General features: G+C 67.8%; 18 protein-coding genes, 1 tRNA gene and 1 pseudogene. 13 read left to right on the top strand and 7 right to left on the bottom strand.

Annotation, left to right across the window (positions count from 1 at the left end):
- The 5 genes from LK996_RS13360 to LK996_RS13340 all read left to right on the top strand — a co-directional run.
- On the top strand, window positions 1-2,534 hold a 2,534-nt coding region (locus LK996_RS13360), incomplete at its 5' end, for a TonB-dependent receptor plug domain-containing protein (RefSeq protein WP_230527854.1).
- Window positions 2,535-2,702: 168 nt separating this feature from the next.
- On the top strand, window positions 2,703-5,381 hold the full coding sequence (locus LK996_RS13355) for a M1 family metallopeptidase (RefSeq protein ID WP_230527853.1): 2,679 nt from the start codon (window positions 2,703-2,705) through the stop codon (window positions 5,379-5,381).
- Between the two features lie 46 nt (window positions 5,382-5,427).
- The gene (gene prmC, locus LK996_RS13350; RefSeq protein WP_230527852.1) at window positions 5,428-6,276 is read left to right on the top strand and encodes a peptide chain release factor N(5)-glutamine methyltransferase; all 849 of its coding nucleotides are present in this window, start codon (window positions 5,428-5,430) and stop codon (window positions 6,274-6,276) included.
- Between the two features lie 50 nt (window positions 6,277-6,326).
- Window positions 6,327-7,268, top strand: coding sequence for a prolyl aminopeptidase (gene pip, locus LK996_RS13345; protein ID WP_230527987.1), 942 nt, complete (start codon window positions 6,327-6,329; stop codon window positions 7,266-7,268).
- Window positions 7,269-7,367: 99 nt separating this feature from the next.
- Entirely contained in the window at window positions 7,368-7,808 is a 441-nt protein-coding gene (locus tag LK996_RS13340) for a hypothetical protein (protein ID WP_230527851.1), read from the top strand.
- Window positions 7,809-7,832: 24 nt separating this feature from the next.
- On the opposite strand, the gene LK996_RS13335 is transcribed toward LK996_RS13340, so the two are convergent.
- From LK996_RS13335 to LK996_RS13325, 3 genes are read right to left on the bottom strand one after another with little or no spacing between them, the layout of a single operon-like run.
- Window positions 7,833-8,369, bottom strand: coding sequence for an NUDIX hydrolase (locus LK996_RS13335; RefSeq protein ID WP_230527850.1), 537 nt, complete (start codon window positions 8,367-8,369; stop codon window positions 7,833-7,835).
- Between the two features lie 10 nt (window positions 8,370-8,379).
- On the bottom strand, window positions 8,380-9,306 hold the full coding sequence (locus LK996_RS13330; protein WP_230527849.1) for a 5'-3' exonuclease: 927 nt from the start codon (window positions 9,304-9,306) through the stop codon (window positions 8,380-8,382).
- Window positions 9,303-9,896, bottom strand: a complete 594-nt coding sequence (locus tag LK996_RS13325) for a nitroreductase family protein (protein WP_230527848.1) — start codon at window positions 9,894-9,896, stop codon at window positions 9,303-9,305. Before LK996_RS13325 ends, LK996_RS13330 begins: the two co-directional genes overlap by 4 nt.
- Window positions 9,897-9,997: 101 nt before the next feature.
- Between LK996_RS13325 and LK996_RS13320 the strand changes: the two genes are divergently transcribed.
- Together LK996_RS13320 and LK996_RS13315 are read left to right on the top strand one after the other, a co-directional pair.
- A complete protein-coding gene (locus LK996_RS13320; protein ID WP_255657044.1) occupies window positions 9,998-12,160 on the top strand; it encodes a DUF1631 family protein in 2,163 nt (720 codons plus the stop codon).
- 74 nt (window positions 12,161-12,234) lie between these two features.
- Complete coding sequence (locus tag LK996_RS13315; RefSeq protein ID WP_230527846.1) at window positions 12,235-13,326, top strand: NAD(P) transhydrogenase subunit alpha; 1,092 nt, start codon at window positions 12,235-12,237, stop codon at window positions 13,324-13,326.
- Window positions 13,327-13,354: 28 nt separating this feature from the next.
- Here LK996_RS13315 and LK996_RS13310 read toward each other — a convergent pair whose 3' ends face one another.
- The 3 genes from LK996_RS13310 to LK996_RS13300 are packed head-to-tail and all read right to left on the bottom strand — an operon-like array spanning window position 13,355 to window position 14,789.
- Complete coding sequence (locus tag LK996_RS13310) at window positions 13,355-13,798, bottom strand: DUF3106 domain-containing protein (protein WP_230527845.1); 444 nt, start codon at window positions 13,796-13,798, stop codon at window positions 13,355-13,357.
- A 5-nt stretch (window positions 13,799-13,803) separates the two neighbouring features.
- A complete protein-coding gene (locus tag LK996_RS13305; protein ID WP_230527844.1) occupies window positions 13,804-14,205 on the bottom strand; it encodes a hypothetical protein in 402 nt (133 codons plus the stop codon).
- Entirely contained in the window at window positions 14,202-14,789 is a 588-nt protein-coding gene (locus tag LK996_RS13300; protein ID WP_230527843.1) for an RNA polymerase sigma factor, read from the bottom strand. Before LK996_RS13300 ends, LK996_RS13305 begins: the two co-directional genes overlap by 4 nt.
- 172 nt (window positions 14,790-14,961) lie before the next feature.
- Here LK996_RS13300 and LK996_RS13295 point away from each other — a divergent pair, with 172 nt between their 5' ends.
- Window positions 14,962-15,264, top strand: coding sequence for an NAD(P) transhydrogenase subunit alpha part 2 (locus tag LK996_RS13295; RefSeq protein ID WP_230527842.1), 303 nt, complete (start codon window positions 14,962-14,964; stop codon window positions 15,262-15,264).
- 35 nt (window positions 15,265-15,299) lie between these two features.
- Window positions 15,300-16,694 (top strand): annotated as a pseudogene (locus LK996_RS13290) (NAD(P)(+) transhydrogenase (Re/Si-specific) subunit beta); the annotation flags it as partial.
- Between the two features lie 95 nt (window positions 16,695-16,789).
- Here LK996_RS13290 and LK996_RS13285 read toward each other — a convergent pair.
- Window positions 16,790-16,863: transfer RNA gene (locus LK996_RS13285), tRNA-Gly, on the bottom strand.
- Window positions 16,864-17,036: 173 nt separating this feature from the next.
- Here LK996_RS13285 and LK996_RS13280 point away from each other — a divergent pair.
- The 4 genes from LK996_RS13280 (at window position 17,037) to LK996_RS13265 (ending at window position 20,717) form a co-directional block, all read left to right on the top strand.
- Complete coding sequence (locus LK996_RS13280; protein WP_230527840.1) at window positions 17,037-17,471, top strand: putative ATP-dependent zinc protease; 435 nt, start codon at window positions 17,037-17,039, stop codon at window positions 17,469-17,471.
- On the top strand, window positions 17,468-18,385 hold the full coding sequence (gene rimK, locus LK996_RS13275) for a 30S ribosomal protein S6--L-glutamate ligase (protein WP_230527839.1): 918 nt from the start codon (window positions 17,468-17,470) through the stop codon (window positions 18,383-18,385). Before LK996_RS13280 ends, rimK begins: the two co-directional genes overlap by 4 nt.
- A 330-nt stretch (window positions 18,386-18,715) precedes the next feature.
- Window positions 18,716-19,399 carry a response regulator transcription factor gene (locus tag LK996_RS13270; RefSeq protein ID WP_230527838.1) on the top strand — a complete coding sequence of 228 codons (684 nt, stop codon included), beginning with the start codon at window positions 18,716-18,718 and terminating at the stop codon, window positions 19,397-19,399.
- A complete protein-coding gene (locus tag LK996_RS13265) occupies window positions 19,386-20,717 on the top strand; it encodes a sensor histidine kinase (protein WP_230527837.1) in 1,332 nt (443 codons plus the stop codon). The genes LK996_RS13270 and LK996_RS13265 overlap by 14 nt, the downstream gene beginning before the upstream one ends.
- Window positions 20,718-20,745 lie beyond the last annotated feature (28 nt).

The raw sequence follows: 20,745 nt of genomic DNA, 5'->3' as shown, positions 1-20,745 counted from the left end.
AGAACCAGTACTTCTTCAACGGCTTCAACATCACCAACACCTTCCAGAACCTCAACTTCGTGCAGGTGCCGTTCGAAGGCATCGCCGAACAGCAGGTCAAGACCGGCGGCTACGGTGCGGAGTTCGGGCGCTCGACGGGCGGCGTGATCAACCAGATCTCCAAGCGCGGTTCGAATGAATTCCACGCCGGCGGCAACGTCTTCTGGGTGCCGGAAGGCCTCACCGAAACGCCGCCGAACCGCTACTCCAATACCGGCACGCTGCTCGCCGACAACTCGCAGGAGAACGAATACGCGCTGCGCGCGGCCGTGTGGGCGTCCGGTGCGCTGGTCAAGGACAAACTGTTCCTCTACGGCCTGTACGAATACGGCCATACCGGCCAGCGCCTGGATCCGATCAACGCGGGCAGCTCGCAGCAGATCAAGTCCGACGAACCGAAGTGGCTGCTGAAAGCCGACTGGAACCTCAACGACAGCAACATCGTCGAGTTCACCGCACTGTCGGACCGTCGCGAATTCGACACCGCCTACTACAAGGTCGCCAACAACGCGGTCAGCCACATGCGCGGCGCGTTCATGGGCACCGAGTACAGCAACTTCGGCGGCGACAGCTACATCCTCAAGTACACGGGCTACCTCACCGACACGTTCACGCTGTCGGTGCTCGCGGGCACCGGCGAATCCGCGCGCGAGAACTGGTCGGTGTCGGCGAACGGCGAGCGCAACGAATACTTCGGCGACGTGGGCGGCGTGACGTCGGGTTGCCCGATCATCCTCGACCTGCGTCCCGATGTCGTCGCCGGCCGCATGACGGGCCGCTCCGGGTGCGAGCTCGCGCAGATCCTCGGCCGGCCGGATGCGGCGGATTCGCGCGACCAGTTCCGCATCGACGCCGAATGGCAGCTCGGCGACCACCTGCTGCGCGGCGGCGTCGACATCGACAACTACGAGTCCATCGCGGGCGAGTCGTACTCCGGCGGCATGCTGTGGCGCTACGGCCGTTACCTCGGCCGCGAAGACATCGTGCGCAAGCGCGTGTTCCAGTCGGGCGCGACGGTGCAGGTCGACCAGACCGCGTTCTACATCGAGGACAGCTGGAACATCACCGACGACTTCGTCGCCTACCTCGGCCTGCGCTGGGACACGTTCGACAACAAGAACGGGCTCGGCGAGTCGTACGTCAAGATCGACAACCAGTTCGCGCCGCGCCTGGGCTTCTCGTGGGACGTGTTCGGTGACTCGTCGTTCAAGGTATTCGCGAATGCCGGTCGTTATGCGCTTCCGCTGACCGGCAACGTCGCCGTGCGCGGCGCGTCGGCGTCGTTGTTCTCCGAGCAGTTCTACACGTTCACCGGCGTCGATCCGAACACCGGCGCGCCGACCGGCATCGCGTTGATCCCGAATCCGAACACGCCCGGCCGCGACATCCGCTATCTCAACAACGAGTTCGGCGTCGGCAAGGATCCGCGCACCATCGCGTCGCAGAACCTCGAGCCGATGTACCAGGACGAGTACATCCTGGGCTTCCAGAAGGAACTGAACGACACGTTCTCGCTGGGCGTGCGCGGCATCTACCGCGATCTCAAGCGCGCGATCGACGACCAGTGCGATTACCGGCCGATCATCGAGTGGGCGCTGGCCAACGGCTTCACCGACAACGGCAGCGGCGGCTTCCAGACGCCGGCGGACAAGACGCTCGCCACCGACATCGCCGTGTACAACGCGGGCTTCCCGTTCTGCCGCCTCTACAACCCGGGCGAGGACGGCATCTTCACGATGGACGTCAACGGCGACGGCGTGTTCGAGACGATCCCCGTGGCCGCCGGCGTGCTCGGCCCGGAAGCGAAGCGCAAGTACTCCGCGCTCGAGTTCTTCTGGCAGGGCAACTGGGACAAGGTGTTCGTGCAGGGTTCGTATACCTACGCGCGTTCGATCGGCAACACCGAAGGCGGCGTGAAGTCCGACATCGGCCAGGACGACACCGGCACGACGCAGGACTTCGACTACCCCGAACTCGCGATCGGTTCTTACGGCTACCTGCCGAACGATCGCCGCCACAGCCTCAAGGTGTTCGGCAACTACGAGTGGAACGACCAGTGGTCGATGGGCGCGAACGTGCGCGTGCAGTCGGGGCGTCCGATCAACTGCTTCGGTTTCCTCGGCGGTTCCAACACGTCGCACTACGGCAACTCGTACTTCTCGTGCGATCCGGGCCCGACGAACAACCCCGACGGCTCGCCGACGCATCCGGGCGACGGCTCCGGCAACAACGGCACCACCATCGTGCCGCGCGGCACCGCGGGTCGCCTGCCGTGGTCGACCAACCTCGACTTGAACGTCGCGTACAAGCCGTCGTGGGTGGAAGGCCTGCAGTTCAAGGTCGACGTCTTCAACGTGTTCAACAGCCGCGAAGCGATCACGGTCAACGAATTCGGCGAAGACACCGCGGGCAACCCGCAGCCGGAGATCTACAGGATTGCGACCAACTGGCAGGACCCGCGCTCGGTGCGGTTCATGGTGCAGTACGACTTCTGAAGTCGCTGAAGTCCGCTGAACGGGGCAGGGCGGCCGTCGCGAGGCGGTCGCCCTTCCATGCGGCATCGCATGGAAGCGGAGACAGTCACGGTCACTAGGACTTTCGTCATAGGCCCCGGGGGCAACCTCCGCCGTAAGCTCGCGGATTCGTCCCTGGAGCCACCCTCGATGACCTTGCTTCGCCGCAGTCTCCTCGCCACCGCGCTCGTGTCGTCGCTGGGCCTCGCCCACGCGGCGGACAACGCCAATGTTCCCAAGGGCCCGCTGCCGCGCACCGTCGTGCCGTCGCTGGTGTCGCTGGAACTCAAGCTCGATCCGAAGCAGGCCAACTTCACCGGCACCACGCGCATCGAAGCGAACGTGGCCGAAGCCACCGACATGTTCTGGATGCACGGTCGCGGCCTGAAGATCTCGAAGGCCGAAGCCATCGTCGGCGACAAGCGCATCGCGCTCACCGCGACCGAGGCCGACGTCTCCGGCGTGCTGAAGATGCAGGCCGTCTCGAAGATCCCGGCCGGCAAGGCCGTCATCGAAATCGCGTACGAAGCGCCGTTCGGCGAACTGCAGGGCGCGTATCGCGTGAAGCCCGACGGCAACGATTACGTCGTCACGCAGATGGAACCGATCGGCGCGCGCAACACGTTCCCGTCGTTCGACGAGCCGAGCTTCAAGCAGCCCTGGGATATCACGCTGATCGTGCCGCAGGACGACGTCGCCGTCGCCAACAGCGCGGAAACCAAGACCGAGAAGCTCGCCGACGGTTGGAAGAAGGTCACCTTCGCCCGCACCGAAGCGCTTCCGAGCTACCTCGTCGCGTTCGCGGTCGGTCCGTGGGACGTGCCGGCCGGCCCGGACATCGCGCCGAACGGTTCGCGCACCACGCCGATCAAGCTCCGCGGCGTCGCGGCCAAGGGCCAGGGCGGCCGCATGAAGTATTCGCTGGAGCACACGCCGGAAATCGTGCGCGCGCTCGAATCGTGGTTCGGCATCCCGTATCCGTTCGACAAGCTCGACAACGTCGCGGCGCCCGACTTCTGGGCCGGCGCGATGGAGAACGCGGGCCTGATCGTGTATCGCGACAGCCTGATGTTCCCCGACGAGACCTCGTCGGTGTCGCAGATCCAGTCGTACTGGGGCGTCAGCGCGCACGAACTCGCGCACCAGTGGTTCGGCGACCTCGTCACCATGAAGTGGTGGGACGACCTGTGGCTCAACGAAGCGTTCGCCACCTGGATGGGCAACAAGATCCACGGCCAGCTGCGCCCCGAGGCGCACACCGACCGCGGCATCCTCGAAGGCGCGATCGGTGCGATGGGCGCCGACAGCCTGTCGTCGACGCGTCGCATCCATGAGCCGATCAACGACTTCACCCAGATCCAGTCGGCGTTCGACGGCATCACGTACCAGAAGGGCGGCGCGGTGCTCGCGATGTTCGAGCGCTACGTCGGCGAAGAAGCCTTCCAGACCGGCATCCGCAACTATCTGAAGGACCACGCGCGCGGCAACGCGACGAGCGCGGACCTGATCGCCGCGGTCGCGAAGCAGAGCAACGATCCGAAGGCCGTCGACGCGGCGTTCAAGAGCTTCATCGACCAGCCGGGCGTGCCGTTCGTGAAGGTCGCGGTGGAATGCACCGGCAAGCCGACGCTGGTGGTGACGCAGCAGCGTTACCTGCCGCTCGGTTCGTCGGCGAGCGCCAACGCGACGTGGGGCATCCCGCTGAGCGTGCGTTACGCCGACAACGGCACGGTGCGCGAAGAGAAGGGCATCGTCACCGGTGCGTCGTCGCGCTTCGAGCTGAAGAACGCGACCTCGTGCCCGACGTGGGTGATGCCGAACGCGCACGGCGCCGGTTACTACCGCTTCGCGCTGGAGCCGAAGTACCAGCAGGCGCTGTCGACCGCGTTCGCGCAGCTCGACGAACGCGAACAGCGCGTCTACGCCGACTCGATCACCTCGGCCTATGGCGCAGGCCAGGTCACGCCGAAGGAACTGCTCGCCGCGCTGCCGCAGTTCACCACCGCGCAGGTGCGCCAGACGGTGACCGCGGGCATGAGCGCGATCGGCTGGATGGACGAACAGCTGCTCACGAGCGAAGCCGACCGCAACGCGTTCCGCGCGAAGGCGGCCGAAATCTATCGCCCGCGCCTCGACCAGCTCGGCCTGTCGCCGAAGCAGGGCGAGCCGGACGACGATCGCTTGCTGCGCGCGTCGCTCGTGAACTTCTTCGCCGGCACGCTGAAGGACGCGCAGGTTCGCGCCGAGATGGGCAAGCAGGGTCGCGCGGTGCTCGGCCTCGGCGGCGACGGCAAGCTCAACGCCGACGCGGTGCCGAAGGACCTGCGCGCCGTGGCGCTCGGCGTCGCCGTGCAGGATGGCGGCAAGGAAGCGTTCGACGCGGCGGAGAAGCACTTCCGCGCCAGCCAGGACCCGACGCTGCGTTCGCAGTTGCTCGGTGCGATGGGTTCGACGGAAGACCAGGCGTTGCTCGATCGCGCCCGCGCCCTCGTGTTCGAAAAGGGCCTGCTGCGCCGTAACGAGATCTTCCCGATCGTCGGCGGCCAGACCGAGGAAGCCTCGACGCGTCCGGCCCTGCGCCAGTGGGTCGACTCGCACTTCTCCGAGCTCGAGGCGCGCCTTGCGCCCGCGGGTGCGGCGCTGGTCCAGCTCTACGCGGCCGGCATGTGCAGCAACGCCGAGGCGACCGACGTCGAGTCGCGCTTCACCGATCGCATGAAGTCGATCGAAGGCGGCCCGCTGGAACTGAAGCAGACCGTCGAAGCCGTGCGCCTGTGCGCGGCGCAGAAGGACGCCCGCAAGGGCATGCCGCTGGCCTTCAACAAGTAAGTTGGAGGCACGCGCGGTCGGGGCGCATCGCGGTTAGGATGCGCCCATGACCGACCAACCTTCCGCGCGCGTCGACGAGATCCTCAAGGACGCGCGCGCGAAGGTCGATGCAGCCGACGCGGAGTGGTTGTTGGCCTTCGTGCTCGGCAAGTCGCGCAGCTGGTTGTATGCCCGCAGCGACGACACGATTCCAGGCGACGCCGTGCAGCGCTACCACGCGCTGCTCGAGCGCCGCATCGCCGGCGAACCGCTGGCCTATCTCACCGGACGCAAGGGGTTCTGGCGCTTCGAGCTCAAGGTCACGCCCGACACGCTCGTGCCGCGCCCGGAAACCGAATTGCTCGTCGAACTCCTGCTCGCGCGCCTGTCGCGCGAAGCGCCCGTGCGCGTCGCCGATCTCGGCACGGGCAGCGGCGCGATCGCGCTCGCCATCGCATACGAACGCCCGCGCGCGCATGTCGTCGCGATCGACGACAGTGCGAAGGCCCTCGAAGTCGCGAAGTCCAACGCCGTCGCGCTGCGCCTGCCCAACGTCGAGTTCCGCATGGGGCATTGGTGCGAACCGCTCAACGATGGTCCGTTCGATGCGATCGCGAGCAACCCGCCGTACATCGCGCTCGGCGACATCCATCTCGAAGCACTGCGCTACGAACCGGCGTCCGCATTGGCATCGGGCCGCGATGGCCTCGATGCGATCCGCGACATCGTGCGCACCGCGCCCACGCACCTCGTGCCGGGCGGTGCGTTGCTGATCGAACACGGCCGCGACCAGGGGCCCGCGGTGCGCGCGCTGTTCGAAGCCGCCGGCTTCCTCGACATCGACACCGGCCTGGACGTCGAGCATCGCGAACGCGTCACCCACGGCGTCATGCCCGGCGGTGCGTCGCTGGGCTAGACTGCGCGTCCTGCTGCAAGCCCCGATTTCCCGGTGGAGGACGACCGATGTTGCGAGACCTGTTCCCGGACATCCAGCCGTACGACACCGGCACGCTCGCGCTCGATTCGCGCCATGTCATGTACTACGAACAGTGCGGCAACCCCGACGGCAAGCCCGTCGTGATGCTGCACGGCGGACCGGGCGGCGGTTGCAGCGATCGCATGCGCCGTTTCCACGACGCGGGCAAGTACCGGATCATCCTGTTCGACCAGCGCGGCAGCGGGCGTTCGACGCCGCACGCCGATCTCGTCGACAACACCACGTGGCACCTCGTCGCCGACATCGAAACGCTGCGCAAGAAGCTCGGCATCGATCGCTGGCAGGTGTTCGGCGGTTCGTGGGGTTCGACGCTTGCGCTCGCGTACGCGCAGAAGCACCCGGAACACGTCACCGAACTCGTGCTGCGCGGCATCTTCATGCTGCGTCGCTGGGAACTGGAGTGGTTCTACCAGGAAGGCGCGTCGCGCCTGTTCCCCGACGTGTGGGAGCACTACCTCGAAGCGATCCCGCCGGTCGAACGCCACGACATGATGAGCGCGTACCACCGTCGCCTCACGAGCGACGACCAGGCCACGCGCCTGGCCGCAGCGCGCGCGTGGAGCGTGTGGGAAGGTGCGACGTCGTTCCTCAAGATGGACCCGGACTTCATCAGCGGGCATGACGAAGCCGAGTTCGCGCTCGCCTTCGCGCGCATCGAGAACCACTACTTCGTCAACGGCGGCTTCTTCGAAGTCGAAGACCAGTTGCTGCGCGACGCCCATCGCATCGCCAGCATCCCCGGCGTGATCGTGCACGGCCGTTACGACGTGGTGTGCCCGATCGCGAATGCGTGGGAACTCAAGCGTGCGTGGCCGGCGGCGGAGTTGGTGATCTCGCCGACGTCGGGGCATTCGGCGTTCGAGCCGGAGAACATCGACGCGCTGGTGCGGGCGACCGACAAGTTCGCCTGACCGGTAGTTTTACTGAGGCAAACCCGGGACGCTACGGATGACGCGGCGCGAAGCGATGACTAGCGTTGCGGCGTTCCCCTGCACGTTCCGGAAAACGCCATGAAGACCTCATCAGTAGCAAACATCCTGTCGCTCATCCTGCTCGCGGGCACCCTGGGGCTCGCGCATGCGCAGACTCCGCCGGCGGCCGGTCAGGCGAGCGCATCGAGTGCCGCCGCGGCCGAAACGGCCAACACCTGGCTGGTCACGGCGAGTGGCACTGCGACGTCGGAAGGCATCGTCGGCATCACCGTCACGCCGTGGGACATCGAACCCATCACGGTGGCGGTCAAGGTGACCAAGGGCGAGTCGGCGAACATGGTCGCGGTGAATCTCCGCGACGCCTTCCGCAAGGCGCTGGACCAGAACACGTTCCGCGTGGACATGGAGGGTAAGCAAGCGATTCGTGTCCTGGCCAAGCACGGCGACCACCGGTTCGGTATCCGCACCACCGAAGCGACTGCATCGGGCGTCGACGTCGCGCTCAAGAAAGAGAAGTGAGGCGTGCGGCATCGCCCCCGGGCGTCAGCTGCTTCGCGACGACCCGTCGGGATTGCGCTCGAGCATCCATAGGCCCGCCCACAACTTGAGATCGAGCTCGTAGCCTTCGCGCTGCTTCTCGATCAACCACGCCGCGGCCTTCGCGCGCGGTACCGCGTGCACGGTGATGTCTTCGCCATCGACGCCGCCGCCTTCGCCCGTGCGCACCAGGCCTTCCGCGCGCACGAACGCGATGCGTTCGTTGCTCATGCCGGCCGACGTCGGGCCGACCAGCAACACTTCGACGCGCGAAGGACGCCAACCGGTTTCTTCTTCGAGCTCACGCGTCGCCGCGTCTTCGAGCGTGTCTTCGCCGGACTGATCGCCGACCAGTCCCGCCGGCATCTCGATCGTCTTCGACCCCAACGGGATGCGGTATTGCTCGACGAACAACACCTCGTCGTCCGGCGTCGCCGCGACGATGATGACCGCCATGCCCTTGCCGTGCGTGCGTTCGCACGATTCCCAGTGGCCGCGGCGCACGAGGCGCAGCCATTTGCCTTCGTAGAGGGTTTCTTCCATGCGGGCGATGCTAGCCCGCCGACGTGACCGCCGTCTGCACGCCGCTCGTTTCCTGCAGGCGACGGCGCGTGAGGGGGCCGAAGCGCAGGTGATCGCAGAGACCGACGAGCGCGGTCGCATCCGCGTGGCCACGATGGAACTCGCGCATCGACAGCGGCGCATCGAGCGCGATCGTCGTGAGCTGGCGCCACAACAGCGCCTGTTCGCGGTGCTGCTTGATTTTCGCTGCGGTCTGCGCCGCGCCGCGCACGCGCAGGAACGCGACTTCGTCGACGCGCGCGAGCAGCGCATCGAGCGTGCCGAAATGCGCGAGCAATGCGGCCGCCGTCTTCGGTCCCACGCCCGGCACGCCGGGAATGTTGTCGACCGCATCGCCGGTGAGCGCGAGGTAGTCGGCGATCTGGTGCGCTTCCACGCCGTGGCGTGCCTTCACTCCGGCCATGGTCCAGCGCTGGTTGCGCGCGTAGTCCCACTGTTCGTCCATGCCGGCGAGGAGCTGCGAGAGATCCTTGTCGGCGGAGACGATCACGCCGCGATGGTTGGCCGCACGCCCGTGATGCAGCGCACTGCCGATCAGGTCGTCGGCTTCGTAATCGTGGTGCGCGAGCACGGCCAGGCCGAGCGCTTCGCACAATGCCTTGCAATGGCGGAACTGGTTCTTGAGTTCTTCCGGCGCCGACTCGCGGTTCGCCTTGTAGGCGGGGTAGAGCACGTTGCGGAAACACGAGTCGAGCGCTTCGTCGAAGGCGATCGCGATGTGGCGCGGGCGTTCGCGCTCGAGCAACTCGAGCAGGAAGCGCGCGAAGCCGTGCACCGCGTTGGTCGGCCAGCCGTCGGCGTCGTGGAATTCGTTCGGCATCGAATGCCACGCGCGGAACACGTACATGCTCGCGTCGACTAAATAGAGAGGCGGCTGCGTCGCGGCCGGTGCGTTCATGCGGGGCTCCACTCGGTGAGCAGGGTGCGCGGGTCGGGACGGTCGCGCTCGGGTGCCTCGAGTTTGGGCGTGCCGATGTGGATGAAGCCAGTGATGGCTTCGCCCATCCCGATGCCGAGCAGGCGGTGGACCTCTTCGTCGTAGGCCGGCCAACCGGTCAGCCACTGCGCGCCGAACCCGCAGGCCTGCGCCGCTTGCAACAGTGCGAAGCAGACGAGCGCGGAGCAACTGAAGCGTTCGGACGCCGGGATCTTCTCGTCGGGGCCCAGCGATGCGATCACCGCGATGACCAGCGGCGCATGCGCGAAGCGGTTGCGGTCCTTTTCGATCGCCGCGTCGCCGGCATTCGGGTCGCGCTCGACCGAGCGCGCGGCAAGCCTTTCGCCGAGTGCGAGGCGCGCGTCGCCCTGGATGCGCAGGAACCGGAAGGGCACCCGCTTGCCATGGTCGGGCACGCGGACCGCGGCCTCGAGCATGCGCATCAGGGTGGCTTCATCGGGGCCCGGCGCCCCCAATTGCTTGGCCGGCACCGACCGTCGCGCGTTCAGGAACTGCAGTTCGTCGGCTGGCATGGGGGGCGAAGGAGGCATGGGTCACAGAACCGGAAATTCGAAGATGAATTGACACAGCACGGCACTACTCTGCCCCTGAGTGTCGCATTTGGTCACATGGCGTCGATCGGGGAGTCGAAATGTCGGGACATCCTTTGGGACTGGGCACCACGGAACGGGCCAACCCGGCTGGCGTGCTCGAAGAAATGAAGCGACTGTCCGTCGAGCAGCTCGGCGGCGTCCCCAGCGCATTGTACGCGCCGGTCGGAGAGGCCCTGGATGAAGCCGCGCGTCGCGCGGGCCTGATCCAGATTCGCCGCGGCGACCACGTCGCGTTGCTCAACCTCCGGCAGCGCAACGCCGGATACGTGATGCGCTTCCGCCAGCTCGTCGCGCAGGGCTTCGAGGATTTCCGCGCGCTGCCGCACCGCAAGGCGCCGGGCGGCCACCTGCCGCTGGGCCTGGTCGAAGAACGCCAGCTCGATTTCCACTACGCGGGCCAGAAGCTCGCCGAGTCGATCGGCCAGCGCTATGCGCGCCAGCTCGAAATGCTCGACGGCCGCCTCGAAGCGCTCTCGACCGAACTCGGCGCGCCCACCGCGTCGAATCCGATCGGCGCCACGCGCCTGGCCGGCGCCTTCCTCGCCACCTACCACGACGCCGAACTGCCGGAGACGCTGCGCCCGCTGCTGTTCCGCCAGTACGAACACGAGCTCTCGCGCGTGCTCGGCGATCTGTACGGTCGCATCAACACGCTGCTCGCCGCGGCCGGTTACGGCCTGAAGCCCGGCGCGGGCGTTCCGCACAAGCCGCTCGACGCCACCCAGCCTGCGCCGCCCGTGCAGGACGCGATCTCGGCGGACATCGACGCGATGGAGCGCTTCGGCGAACTCCGCAAGATGCTGCACGACTGGCGCGAAGGCACGATCCCCGCGCGCCCCGTGCCCGCCGATCGCGCGCCGGGTCCGCACACCGCGCCGCGTCGCGCGCTGCGCGCGGCGGAAGTCATCAGCGTCACCTCGCTCCTGCAACGCGACGGCCCCGAGCCGTATGCCCGCGCGCTTGCCGGCGCCGGCTCGCTGGCCGATGCGATCCGCGAACAACTGACCGAAGGCGCGCGTCGCCTCGGCCTGGATCCGGACCAGACGGAGATCGGCGGCAGCGAGAACGATGCGATCGATCTCGTCGGCCTGCTGTTCGAATCGCTGTTCCAGACCCACGCGATGCTCGATCGCGCGCGCCGCGTGTATGCGCGCCTCGTGCTGCCTTACGTCAAGGTGGCGCTGAGCGACGAGTCGTTGTTCCTGCGTCGCGATCATCCCGCGCGCCGCCTGTTCGACGTGATCACCGAGGCGTGCGAAGGCAACGACGGCGCCACGCCGCAGGATCGCGAACTGCTCGAACGCGCGGCCGGCATCGCCCAGCGCATCGTCGCCGACTACAACGAAGACCTCGAGATCTTCGCGCTCGCCACCGCCGAACTCGAATCGCTGCTCGAACAGCAGCGCAAGCGCGTCGCGGTCCTCGAGAACCGCGCGTCCGAAGCGGTGCATGGCAAGGAACGCCTGTTGCAGGCGCGCCTGCAGGCCGCGGCCGCGCTCGGCCAGCGCCTGTCGCGCACGCCGCTGACCGAAGCCGTCGCCGATTTCCTCGTCGAACACTGGCAGCACCACCTGGTGCAGACGCTGCTGCGCGACGGCCTGGATTCGGCGAAGCACAACGACGTGCTCGCGCTCGCCGATGCGTTGATCGCGGTCGACGGCCTCTCCGCGCAGGCGCGCGGTGCGATGGTGGCCGATCGCCTGATCGCGCTGCAGCCGGCGATCAGCGAATGCCTGGTCGCGTGCGGCCAGGACGAACACGGCGCCAGCGATTGGCTCGCCGGCCTCGTGCGTGCGCTCGCGCAGCCCGACCTCCCCCGTTCGCTGCGCAAGCTGCCGCCGCCGGTCGTCGCCGACGACGATTCGGACCCGGGCCAGTTGCGCGTGGTCGGCGGTCACGCCGGCCTGGACTTCGAGCCCGAAGTCGCCGAGCGCATGCGCAAGCTCGCGCCGGGCGAATGGCTGCGCCTGCTCGATGCGCAGGGCGAACACGTCGCCGCGAAGGTCGCGTGGATCAGCCCGCTGAGCGGCCGCTTCCTGCTCGTCAATCGCCGCGGTGCGCGCGTGCTCGTCGCTTCCGCCGAGCAACTGGCCGCGCTGGTCGCCGAAGGCCGCCTGGTCGCCGGCACCGAACAGGCCCCGTTCGACGAGGCCATGCGCCAGCTGCGTTCGCGCCTGCAAAGGGCGGTCGGCCAGAACTGATCGCCGACGCGATCGCCGCAACGCAGGTGCGTCGCGCTAGGATGCGACGGCGCACCTGACTTGCGAGGCGACGGATGGCGGTCGAAGTGGGAGTCGCGCGGGAATCCGCGCCCGGCGAACGACGCGTCGCGTTGACGCCCGAAACCTGCAAGAAGCTCGTCAAGGCCGGCGCGGCCGTGCGCATCGAACGTGGCGCCGGCGCGTTCGCCGGATTCCCCGACAACGATTACGCCGATGCAGGCGCGCAGGTCGTCGACGACGGCCACCTTGCGCTCAATGGCGCCGACGTCGTGTTGTGCGTGCAACCGCCCGATGCGGTGCGGCTGGCGCAGTTCAAGCAGGGCGCGGTGCTCGTCGGCTTGCTGCAACCGCAAGCCGATGCTTCGCGCGCCAACGAAATCCGCGCGCGCGAAATCCTGGCCTTCCCGCTCGAACGCCTGCCGCGCACGACGCGCGCGCAAGCGATGGACGTGCTCAGTTCGCAGGCGGGCATGGCCGGTTACAAGGCGGTGCTGATCGCCGCGCAACTCGCGCCGCGGTTCTTCCCGATGCTCACCACCGCCGCCGGCACGATCCGGCCTTCGCGCGTGTTGATCGTCGGCGCGGGCGTCGCGGGCTTGCAGGCAGTCGCGACCGCGAAGCGTCTCGGCGCGCAGGTTGAAGGCTTCGACGTGCGCCCGGAAACGCGCGAACAGATCGAATCGCTCGGCGGCAAGTTCCTCGACCTCGGCGTGAGCGCGGCGGGCGAAGGCGGCTACGCGCGCCAGCTCACCGACGCCGAACGCGCGGAGCAGCAACGGCGCCTCGGCGAACACCTGAAGAACATCGACGTCGTCGTGTGCACCGCCGCGGTGCCGGGCCGCCCTGCGCCGAAGATCGTGACCGCCGCGATGGTCGCTGGCATGCGACCGGGCAGCGTGATCGTCGATCTCGCCGCGGAAACCGGCGGCAACTGCGAACTCACGCGCCCGGGTGAAACGATCGAGGCCAACGGCGTCGTCGTCGCCGGCCCGCTCAACCTCGCCAGCATGGGCGCGTTGCACGCGAGCGAGATGTACGCGCGCAATGTCTACAACTTCGTCGCGCTGTTGTTGAAGGACGGCGCGATCGCGCTCGACTGGGGCGACGAACTGTTGGCGAAGACGGTCTGGCCGGAGCGCGCGTAACCCTTCGGGGTGCCCGCGCGCGCGGGCATCACGGCTTCGGCGGATTCGCCTCCAGCCACGCCTTCTTCTGTTCCGGCGTCATCGCGCGCCACTTTTCCTTCAGCGCGCGGCGCTGGTCGGGCGGCATCGAACGCATGCGGTCGTAGAGTTCGCGCGCGTGGTCGCGCTGCTCGGGCGACATGTTCGACCAGCGATGCATGCCCTTGCGCGCGGCCTGGCGTTCTTCCGGCGACATCGTGGCCCAGCGCTGCGCATGATCCATGGTGCGCTGGCGATGCTCGGCGTCCGCGTCGTTCCAGCGGTCGCGCACCGGGGCGATGAGCGTCTCGCGTTGCGCAGGCGTGAGTTGGTCCCACGCCGGCAACGGAGTCGCGGCCGGCGCGGCGTTCTGCTGCGCGAACGCGGACATCGCGATCAACGCCGCGCACGCGAGCGCGAGGCATTGCATGGCGAAACGAAGGCGGGTGGTCATCGCACTTACTCCATGGCCATCAGGGCGGCGTCGTCGGACGCCAGCCACACGTAGAGATCGGGGTTTTCCTCGAGCGACGCGGTGGCGGTCGCTTCGTCGGTGTCGGGCAGCGCAGTCGCGCGCGGCGCGAGCGCACGCGGCGCGGGCGCCGGTTGCGTGGTCGCGACGGCAGGCGCCGGCGCATCGGGTGCGCGCAGCTGCATGCCGATCGCGAGCGCACCGACGGCTGCGGCTGCGGCGAGCGGGAACGCGAAGCGCCAGGGCGAACGTGCTTCGCGCGGCGCCTGGCCGGCGAGCGCGGCGCGGCGGCGTTGCGCCAACTGCGCACGCACGCGCGGCGACAGGTGTTCGAGCGATTCGGCATGCCGCGCACGGATCGCGCTGTCGAAACGGTCGTCGGTCTTCATCGGAACTCCTCCAGTTGCGCCTGCAATGCTTCGCGGGCGCGGAACAAATGCGTCTTCACCGACCCCTCGCTGCAGCCCATCACGCGCGCGGTGGTCGCCACGTCGAGCTCTTCGATCACGCGCAGCGTGAATGCCTCGCGTTGTCGCGCGGGCAGGGTGCGCAGGGCATCGGCGATGCGGGTGTAAGCCTCGCGACTGTCATGGCTGCGCGCGGGGTCGGATTCGGGGTGGAGCGCGGGCGCGGCCTCGTTCCAGTCGATCGGGTCGTCATCGCCCGTCGTCTGCGGGCGCAGCCAGCGCAGGCGGAAGGTGCGACGACGCTGCGCATCGACGATGCGGCTTCGCAGGATGCTCCAGAACAACGGCGTCCACTCCGCCGCCGGCCGCTCGCGGTAGCCGAGCATCTTCAGCATCGCGTCCTGGACGACGTCGAGCGCGTCCTCGCGGTGCCGCAGCCCCAGCTCCGCGAAACGGAAGGCGCGCGCGGCGATGCCGTCGAGGAACGCGTCCAGCGTGCGCGGCAGTTCGGCCTCGTTCGCGGTGGCTTCCCGCACGGTGGCAGCTGCCGCGCCCAGCGCGGTCATCGGGTCTTCGTCTTCGGTCACGCGCAGGAGCATAGCGGCCGGTCGGTGGAGGGGCGGGCAGGATCATCCCTGCTGGTCCCGCAAACGCGGAGGCGGCCGCTGCGTTGACCGGCCCCGCGCCGGGTTCACCAATCGTTATGATGGGTCCGACTCGACGGTGGGGACTGGGCGCATGGCGGACGGGTTCGTGGTGCTCTACATCTTCATGCTGGCCGCGATCGCGGGCCACGTGATCATTTCCCGGGTCCCGGTGATCCTCCACACGCCCCTGATGTCGGGCTCCAACTTCATCCACGGCATCGTGCTGATCGGCGCGATGGTGGTGCTCGGGCACGCCGAGACGAACCTGGAGAAGACGATCGGCTTCATCGCGGTGGTGCTCGGCGCGGGCAACGCGGCCGGCGGTTACGTGGTGACCGAACGCATGCTCGACATGTTCAAGTCGAGCAAGGGCAAGCAGGAGAAGCAGAAGTGATGGGCGCCGACTGGCAGACGCTGGTCGCGGCGACCAGCTACTTCGTCGCCGCCACGCTGTTCCTCCTCGGCCTGCAACGCATGTCCTCGCCGGTGACCGCGCGCAGCGGCATCCAGTGGGCGGGCGTGGGCATGGTGATCGCCACCGTCGCGACGTTCGTGCTGCCCGGCCTGCACAACATGGCGCTCATCGTGATCGCGCTCGTGCTCGGCACCGTGCTCGCGTGGGTGTGGGGCAAGAAGGTCAAGATCACCGACATGCCGCAGATGGTCGCGTTGTTCAACGGCATGGGTGGTGGCTCGGCGGCGGCAATCGGTGCGGTGGAGTTGTTGCGGCTCAATACCGATGCTCGCGGCGCGACACTGCAACACGTCGTGCTCGCCGTGGTCGGTGCGTTGATCGGCGCGGTATCGCTCACGGGTTCGATCATCGCCTGGGCGAAGCTCGACGGACGCATGGACAAGCGTTACACGTTCCCCGGTCAGCAGGCTTTCAACGCACTCTTGTTCCTCGCGGCGATCGTCCTCGGCGCGATGGTGGTTACCGGGCTGGTGTTTTACGGCCTCTCCGACGAGCGGGTCGTGACGATGTACATCGTCGCGTTCTTCGTCGCCGCATTGCTGCTCGGCGTGTTGATGACGCTGCCCATTGGCGGCGCCGACATGCCGGTCGTGATCTCGCTGTACAACGCGTTCACCGGCCTGGCCGTCGCGTTCGAAGGCTACGTGCTCGGCAACCAGGCGCTGATCATCGCCGGCACCATGGTCGGCGCCGCGGGCATGCTGCTGACGCGCCTGATGGCGAAGGCGATGAACCGCAAGATCACCAACGTGCTGTTCTCCAACTTCGGCGGCGGCGGTGCGACGGCGCAGGAAATCGCCGGCTCGCAGAAGCCCATCGAAGCCGCCGACGTCGCGGCGATGATGGCCTACGCCGAACGCGTCGTGATCGTGCCCGGCTACGGCATGGCGGTTGCGCAGGCGCAGCACAAGATCTGGGAACTCACGCAGCGCCTGATCGCGCGCGGCGTGAAGGTGAAGTTCGCGATCCACCCGGTCGCCGGCCGCATGCCCGGCCACATGAACGTGCTGCTCGCCGAAGCCGGCGTGCCGTACGACCTCATCGCCGACATGGACGACATCAACCCCGAGTTCCCGAACACCGACGTCTCGCTCGTGATCGGCGCGAACGACGTCGTCAATCCCGTCGCGAAGACCGACCCCGCATCGCCGATCTACGGCATGCCGATCCTCGACGTGAACCAGTCGCGCAACACGATCGTCATCAAGCGCGGCAAGGGCACGGGCTTCGCCGGGATCGAGAATGCGCTGTTCTATGCCGACAATACGCGCATGTTGTATGGCGATGGTGCGGAGATGGCGAGTGCGTTGGTGAGCGAACTCAAGGCGCTGGACGGCGGCGGGCACTGAGCGGCCTGATCGGCCGCAGCAGAACCCCACACGTCGTGCCTGCGATCAGGCCGGCGGCGAGGGCGCAAGGATTCCAGTCGCCGTCGCGTGGGAAGTGGAGCGGGTGATGGGAATCGAACCCACGCTAGCAGCTTGGGAAGCTGCAGTTCTACCATTGAACTACACCCGCGTTTGCGCGGCAGTCTATGCCGGGGGGCGGCCGCTGGCAACGCGGCGCGGCGACGTTTCCCGCTCGTCGCCGACCGCCGACGGTCCTTCATTTCGCTAACACGTTAGCGCGTATGCTCCGCGCCCTCGACCACGGGATTCCGGCGGTCGCTCGTTCTTTTTCCCGGAGGTCGGATGGCCGCACGCGTGGTGCTCGGTTGGCGGGAGTGGTTGGCGTTGCCGGCGCTCGGCATCGTGGCCATCCGCGCGAAGGTGGACACCGGGGCGCGCAGCTCGTCGCTGCACGTCGACGCCCAATGGCGGTTCATCGAGGGCGGTGCGCCATGGGCCGGGTTTCGCATCGCGACCGGCGTCCGCAGCGGGCAGGTGATCGAAGCGCAGGCGCCGATCAGCGACGAGCGCGAGGTCACCGACTCGGGCGGCAACCGCAGCCGGCGCGTGTTCCTGCACACGCCGCTGGTCGTCGCCGGGGTGGAGCGCCAGGTCGAAATCAACCTGACCGATCGCCGCGGCATGCTCTTCCCGATGCTCCTCGGCCGGACCGCGCTCGCGCGTGCGTTCGTTATCGATCCGGCCCGTTCTTTCCTGCATGGAAAACCGCCCGCATGAAGCTTGCGATCCTCTCGCGCAACACCAAGCTGTATTCCACGCGGCGCCTGGTCGAAGCCGCGCGCGATCGCGGGCACAGCGTGCGGGTGCTCGATCCGTTGCGCTGCTACATGCGCATCGCGAGCGACGGCTTCGCCATGCACCACCAGGGCAAGCCGCTCACCGGCTACCACGCGGTGATCCCGCGCATCGGCGCGTCGGTCACGCGCTACGGCACGGCCGTGCTGCGCCAGTTCGAGCTGATGGGGTCGTACACGCCCAATCCGTCGGACTCGATCCTCAAGGCGCGCGACAAGCTGCGCTGCCACCAGCTCCTCGCCGCGCAGGGCCTCGGCCTGCCGGCGACGGTGTTCGGCGACAACCCGGACGACACCAGCGACCTGCTCGCGATGCTCGGCCCGACGCCGCACGTCATCAAGCTCAACGAAGGCACGCAGGGCGCGGGCGTGATGCTCACGGAGAAGCTCTCCGCATCGCGCAGCGTGATCGAAGCATTGCGCGGCCTGTACGCGAACTTCCTCGTGCAGGAGTTCGTGGCCGAGGCGAAGGGCGCGGACCTGCGTTGCTTCGTCGTCGGCGATCGCGTCGTCGCGACGATGAAACGCCAAGCGCCGAAGGGCGACTTCCGTTCGAACCTGCATCGCGGCGGCACGGCGAAGGCGATCACCGCGACGCCCGCCGAACAGGACACCGCCCTTCGCGCGGCCCGCATGCTCGGGCTGGGGGTGGCGGGCGTCGATCTCATCCGGTCGAAGCGCGGTCCGCTCATCCTCGAGGTCAACGCATCGCCCGGCCTGGAAGGAATCGAGGCGGCCAGCGGTACCGATGTGGCCGGCAGCATCATCGATTACGTCGCCAATGGCGGCCATCGAGCGGGATCGACCCGGCGCAGCACCCACGCAAAGGCGGCCTGAGTGCCCGACTGAGCCGACCTGCGGGATTCGTGATTAACGAGTTTTTCACGCCGATCCACCGCCGCTTTTAACGCCGGTTTAATCGCCCCCTGCGTAGCCTGTGGCCTACCGCGAATCTGTCGTAGACCGCTCGGCCAGCCGCAACGGACGAAGCCAGATTACGGTCATCGGGGCTTGATTTGGCCCAGGCACGCGACCCGTGCCTGGGCCTTTGTTTTTTGGCCACCACGTTATCGTCGCTTGCGGCTCTGGCATCATCCGGGCGTGTTCATGTGTGAACCCCGGTGCGTTGGCCGGGTCGAAAACCGACTCCCCCCAGGACAAGCCCGGATGCGCATCCTCGTCATCGAAGACAACCAGGACATCGCCGCCAACCTCGGCGACTATCTCGAGGATCGCGGCCACACCGTCGACTTCGCCGCCGACGGCGTCACCGGTCTGCACCTCGCGGTGGTGCACGACTTCGACGCGATCGTCCTCGACCTCAGCCTGCCGGGCCTCGATGGCCTGGAGGTGTGCCGCAAGTTGCGCAACGAAGCGCGCAAGCAGACGCCGGTGCTGATGCTCACCGCGCGCGATTCGCTCGACAACAAACTCGCCGGGTTCGATTCCGGCGCCGACGACTACCTGATCAAGCCGTTCGCGTTGCAGGAAGTGGAAGTGCGCCTCAACGCGCTCGCGCGTCGCGGTCGCGGTGTGCAGACGCGCGTGCTCAACGTCGGCGATCTCGAATACAACCTCGACACGCTCGAAGTGCGCCGCGAAGGCAAGCTGCTGCAGCTCAACCCCACTGCGCTGAAGATCCTGCAGGCGCTGATGGAAGCCTCGCCGGCGGTGGTCACGCGCCAGGAACTCGAAACGCGCGTGTGGGGCGAGGAGCTGCCGGATTCGGATTCGCTGCGCGTGCACATCCACGGCCTGCGCGCCGTCGTCGACAAGCCGTTCGAGGTGCCGCTGATCCAGACCCGCCACGGTATCGGTTACCGGATCGCCGCACCCGATGCCACCAGCTGACACCTCGCGCCGCCCGCGCCGTTACCGGCGCCAGCTTCGCAGCCGCATCATCCTGTCGTTCGTCCTGCTCGGTTTCGGGCTGACGGCGCTGTTCGCGTACGCGGTCGACAAGGTGCGCAACCAGGTCGAGGACAAACTCGTCGTCGACCTGATGAATCGCAACATCGACCTGTACGCGGAGCAGTTCGCGCGCGATCCGGAAAACCCGAGCCTGCCGGTCGACCAGATGCGCGCGTTCGCGTTCACGCCCGACAAGTTCGACAGCGTGCGCGAGAACCAGCCGCAGTGGTACGAGCTGCCCGACGGCATCCACCAGCTCAGCGGCGTGGACGACGACGGCCAGGCGTTCTCGTACAAGCTCGCGGTACGCAAGACGCCGTCGGTGTGGTTCTTCCTCGCCTACGACATGACGCAGGCGTTGCGCGGGCAGGAGCAGTTCAACCGCGGCATCTACGGCGCCGTGGTGGTGTTCACGCTGCTCTCGCTGCTCGTCGGCTGGTGGGCGGCCTCGCGCGTGATGAGCCCGGTGTCGGAATTGGCGAACCGGTTGAAGGGATCGGGTCGCAGCAGCGAACCGGTGTCGCTCGCCGAGCATTTCCCGAACGACGAAGTCGGCCAGCTCGCCGCAGCGCTCGACGATTACGCCTCGCGCCTGACCGAAGTCGTGCAGCGCGACCGCGAGTTCAACGCCGACGTCAGCCACGAACTGCGCACGCCGCTCGCGGTGATCCGCGGCGCGACCGAGTTGCTGCTCTCGCGCCCCGGCCTCGACGACCGCATGCAGGCGCGCCTGCGCCGCATCCAGCGCGCCGAACAACAGTGCACCGACCTGATCAGCGCGCTGCTCCTGCTGTCGCGCAACGAGCGCGGCCACGGCGCCACAGACGTCGGCAAGGTCGCCGAACAACTGCTCGACATGCATCGCGCGCAGCTCGGCGGCAAGGCGCTGGTGCTGCGCATGGAAGGCGAGAGCGGGCTGATCGTCGACGCGCCGGAAGCCGCGGTCGCGGTCGCGCTCGGCAACCTGATCGGCAACGCGGTGAAGTACACGCTCGAAGGCGAAGTGATCGCGCGCATGCGGCCCGAGGGCGTCGACGTCATCGACTCGGGTCCGGGCCTCACGGCGGAAGAAGCCGCGCGCCTGTTCGAACGCGGGTATCGCGGCACGCACGCCGAGCACTCGCAGGGCGCGGGTATCGGTCTGTCGATCGTGCGCCGCCTGTGCGCACTCTACGAATGGGACGTGCGCGTGGTGCCGGGCGAAGAGCGTGGCGTGATCGCCACGCTCCGGTTCGGCGAGATCAAGGCCGCGTCCTGAGACGCGGCGCGCGTCAGACGCGCTCGAG

Source organism: Noviluteimonas lactosilytica, assembly GCF_020866925.1.
GTDB classification, from domain to species: domain Bacteria; phylum Pseudomonadota; class Gammaproteobacteria; order Xanthomonadales; family Xanthomonadaceae; genus Noviluteimonas; species Noviluteimonas lactosilytica.
Note: the sequence above shows the minus strand (reverse complement) of the source record. Positions and strands in the feature narration are given on the sequence as shown.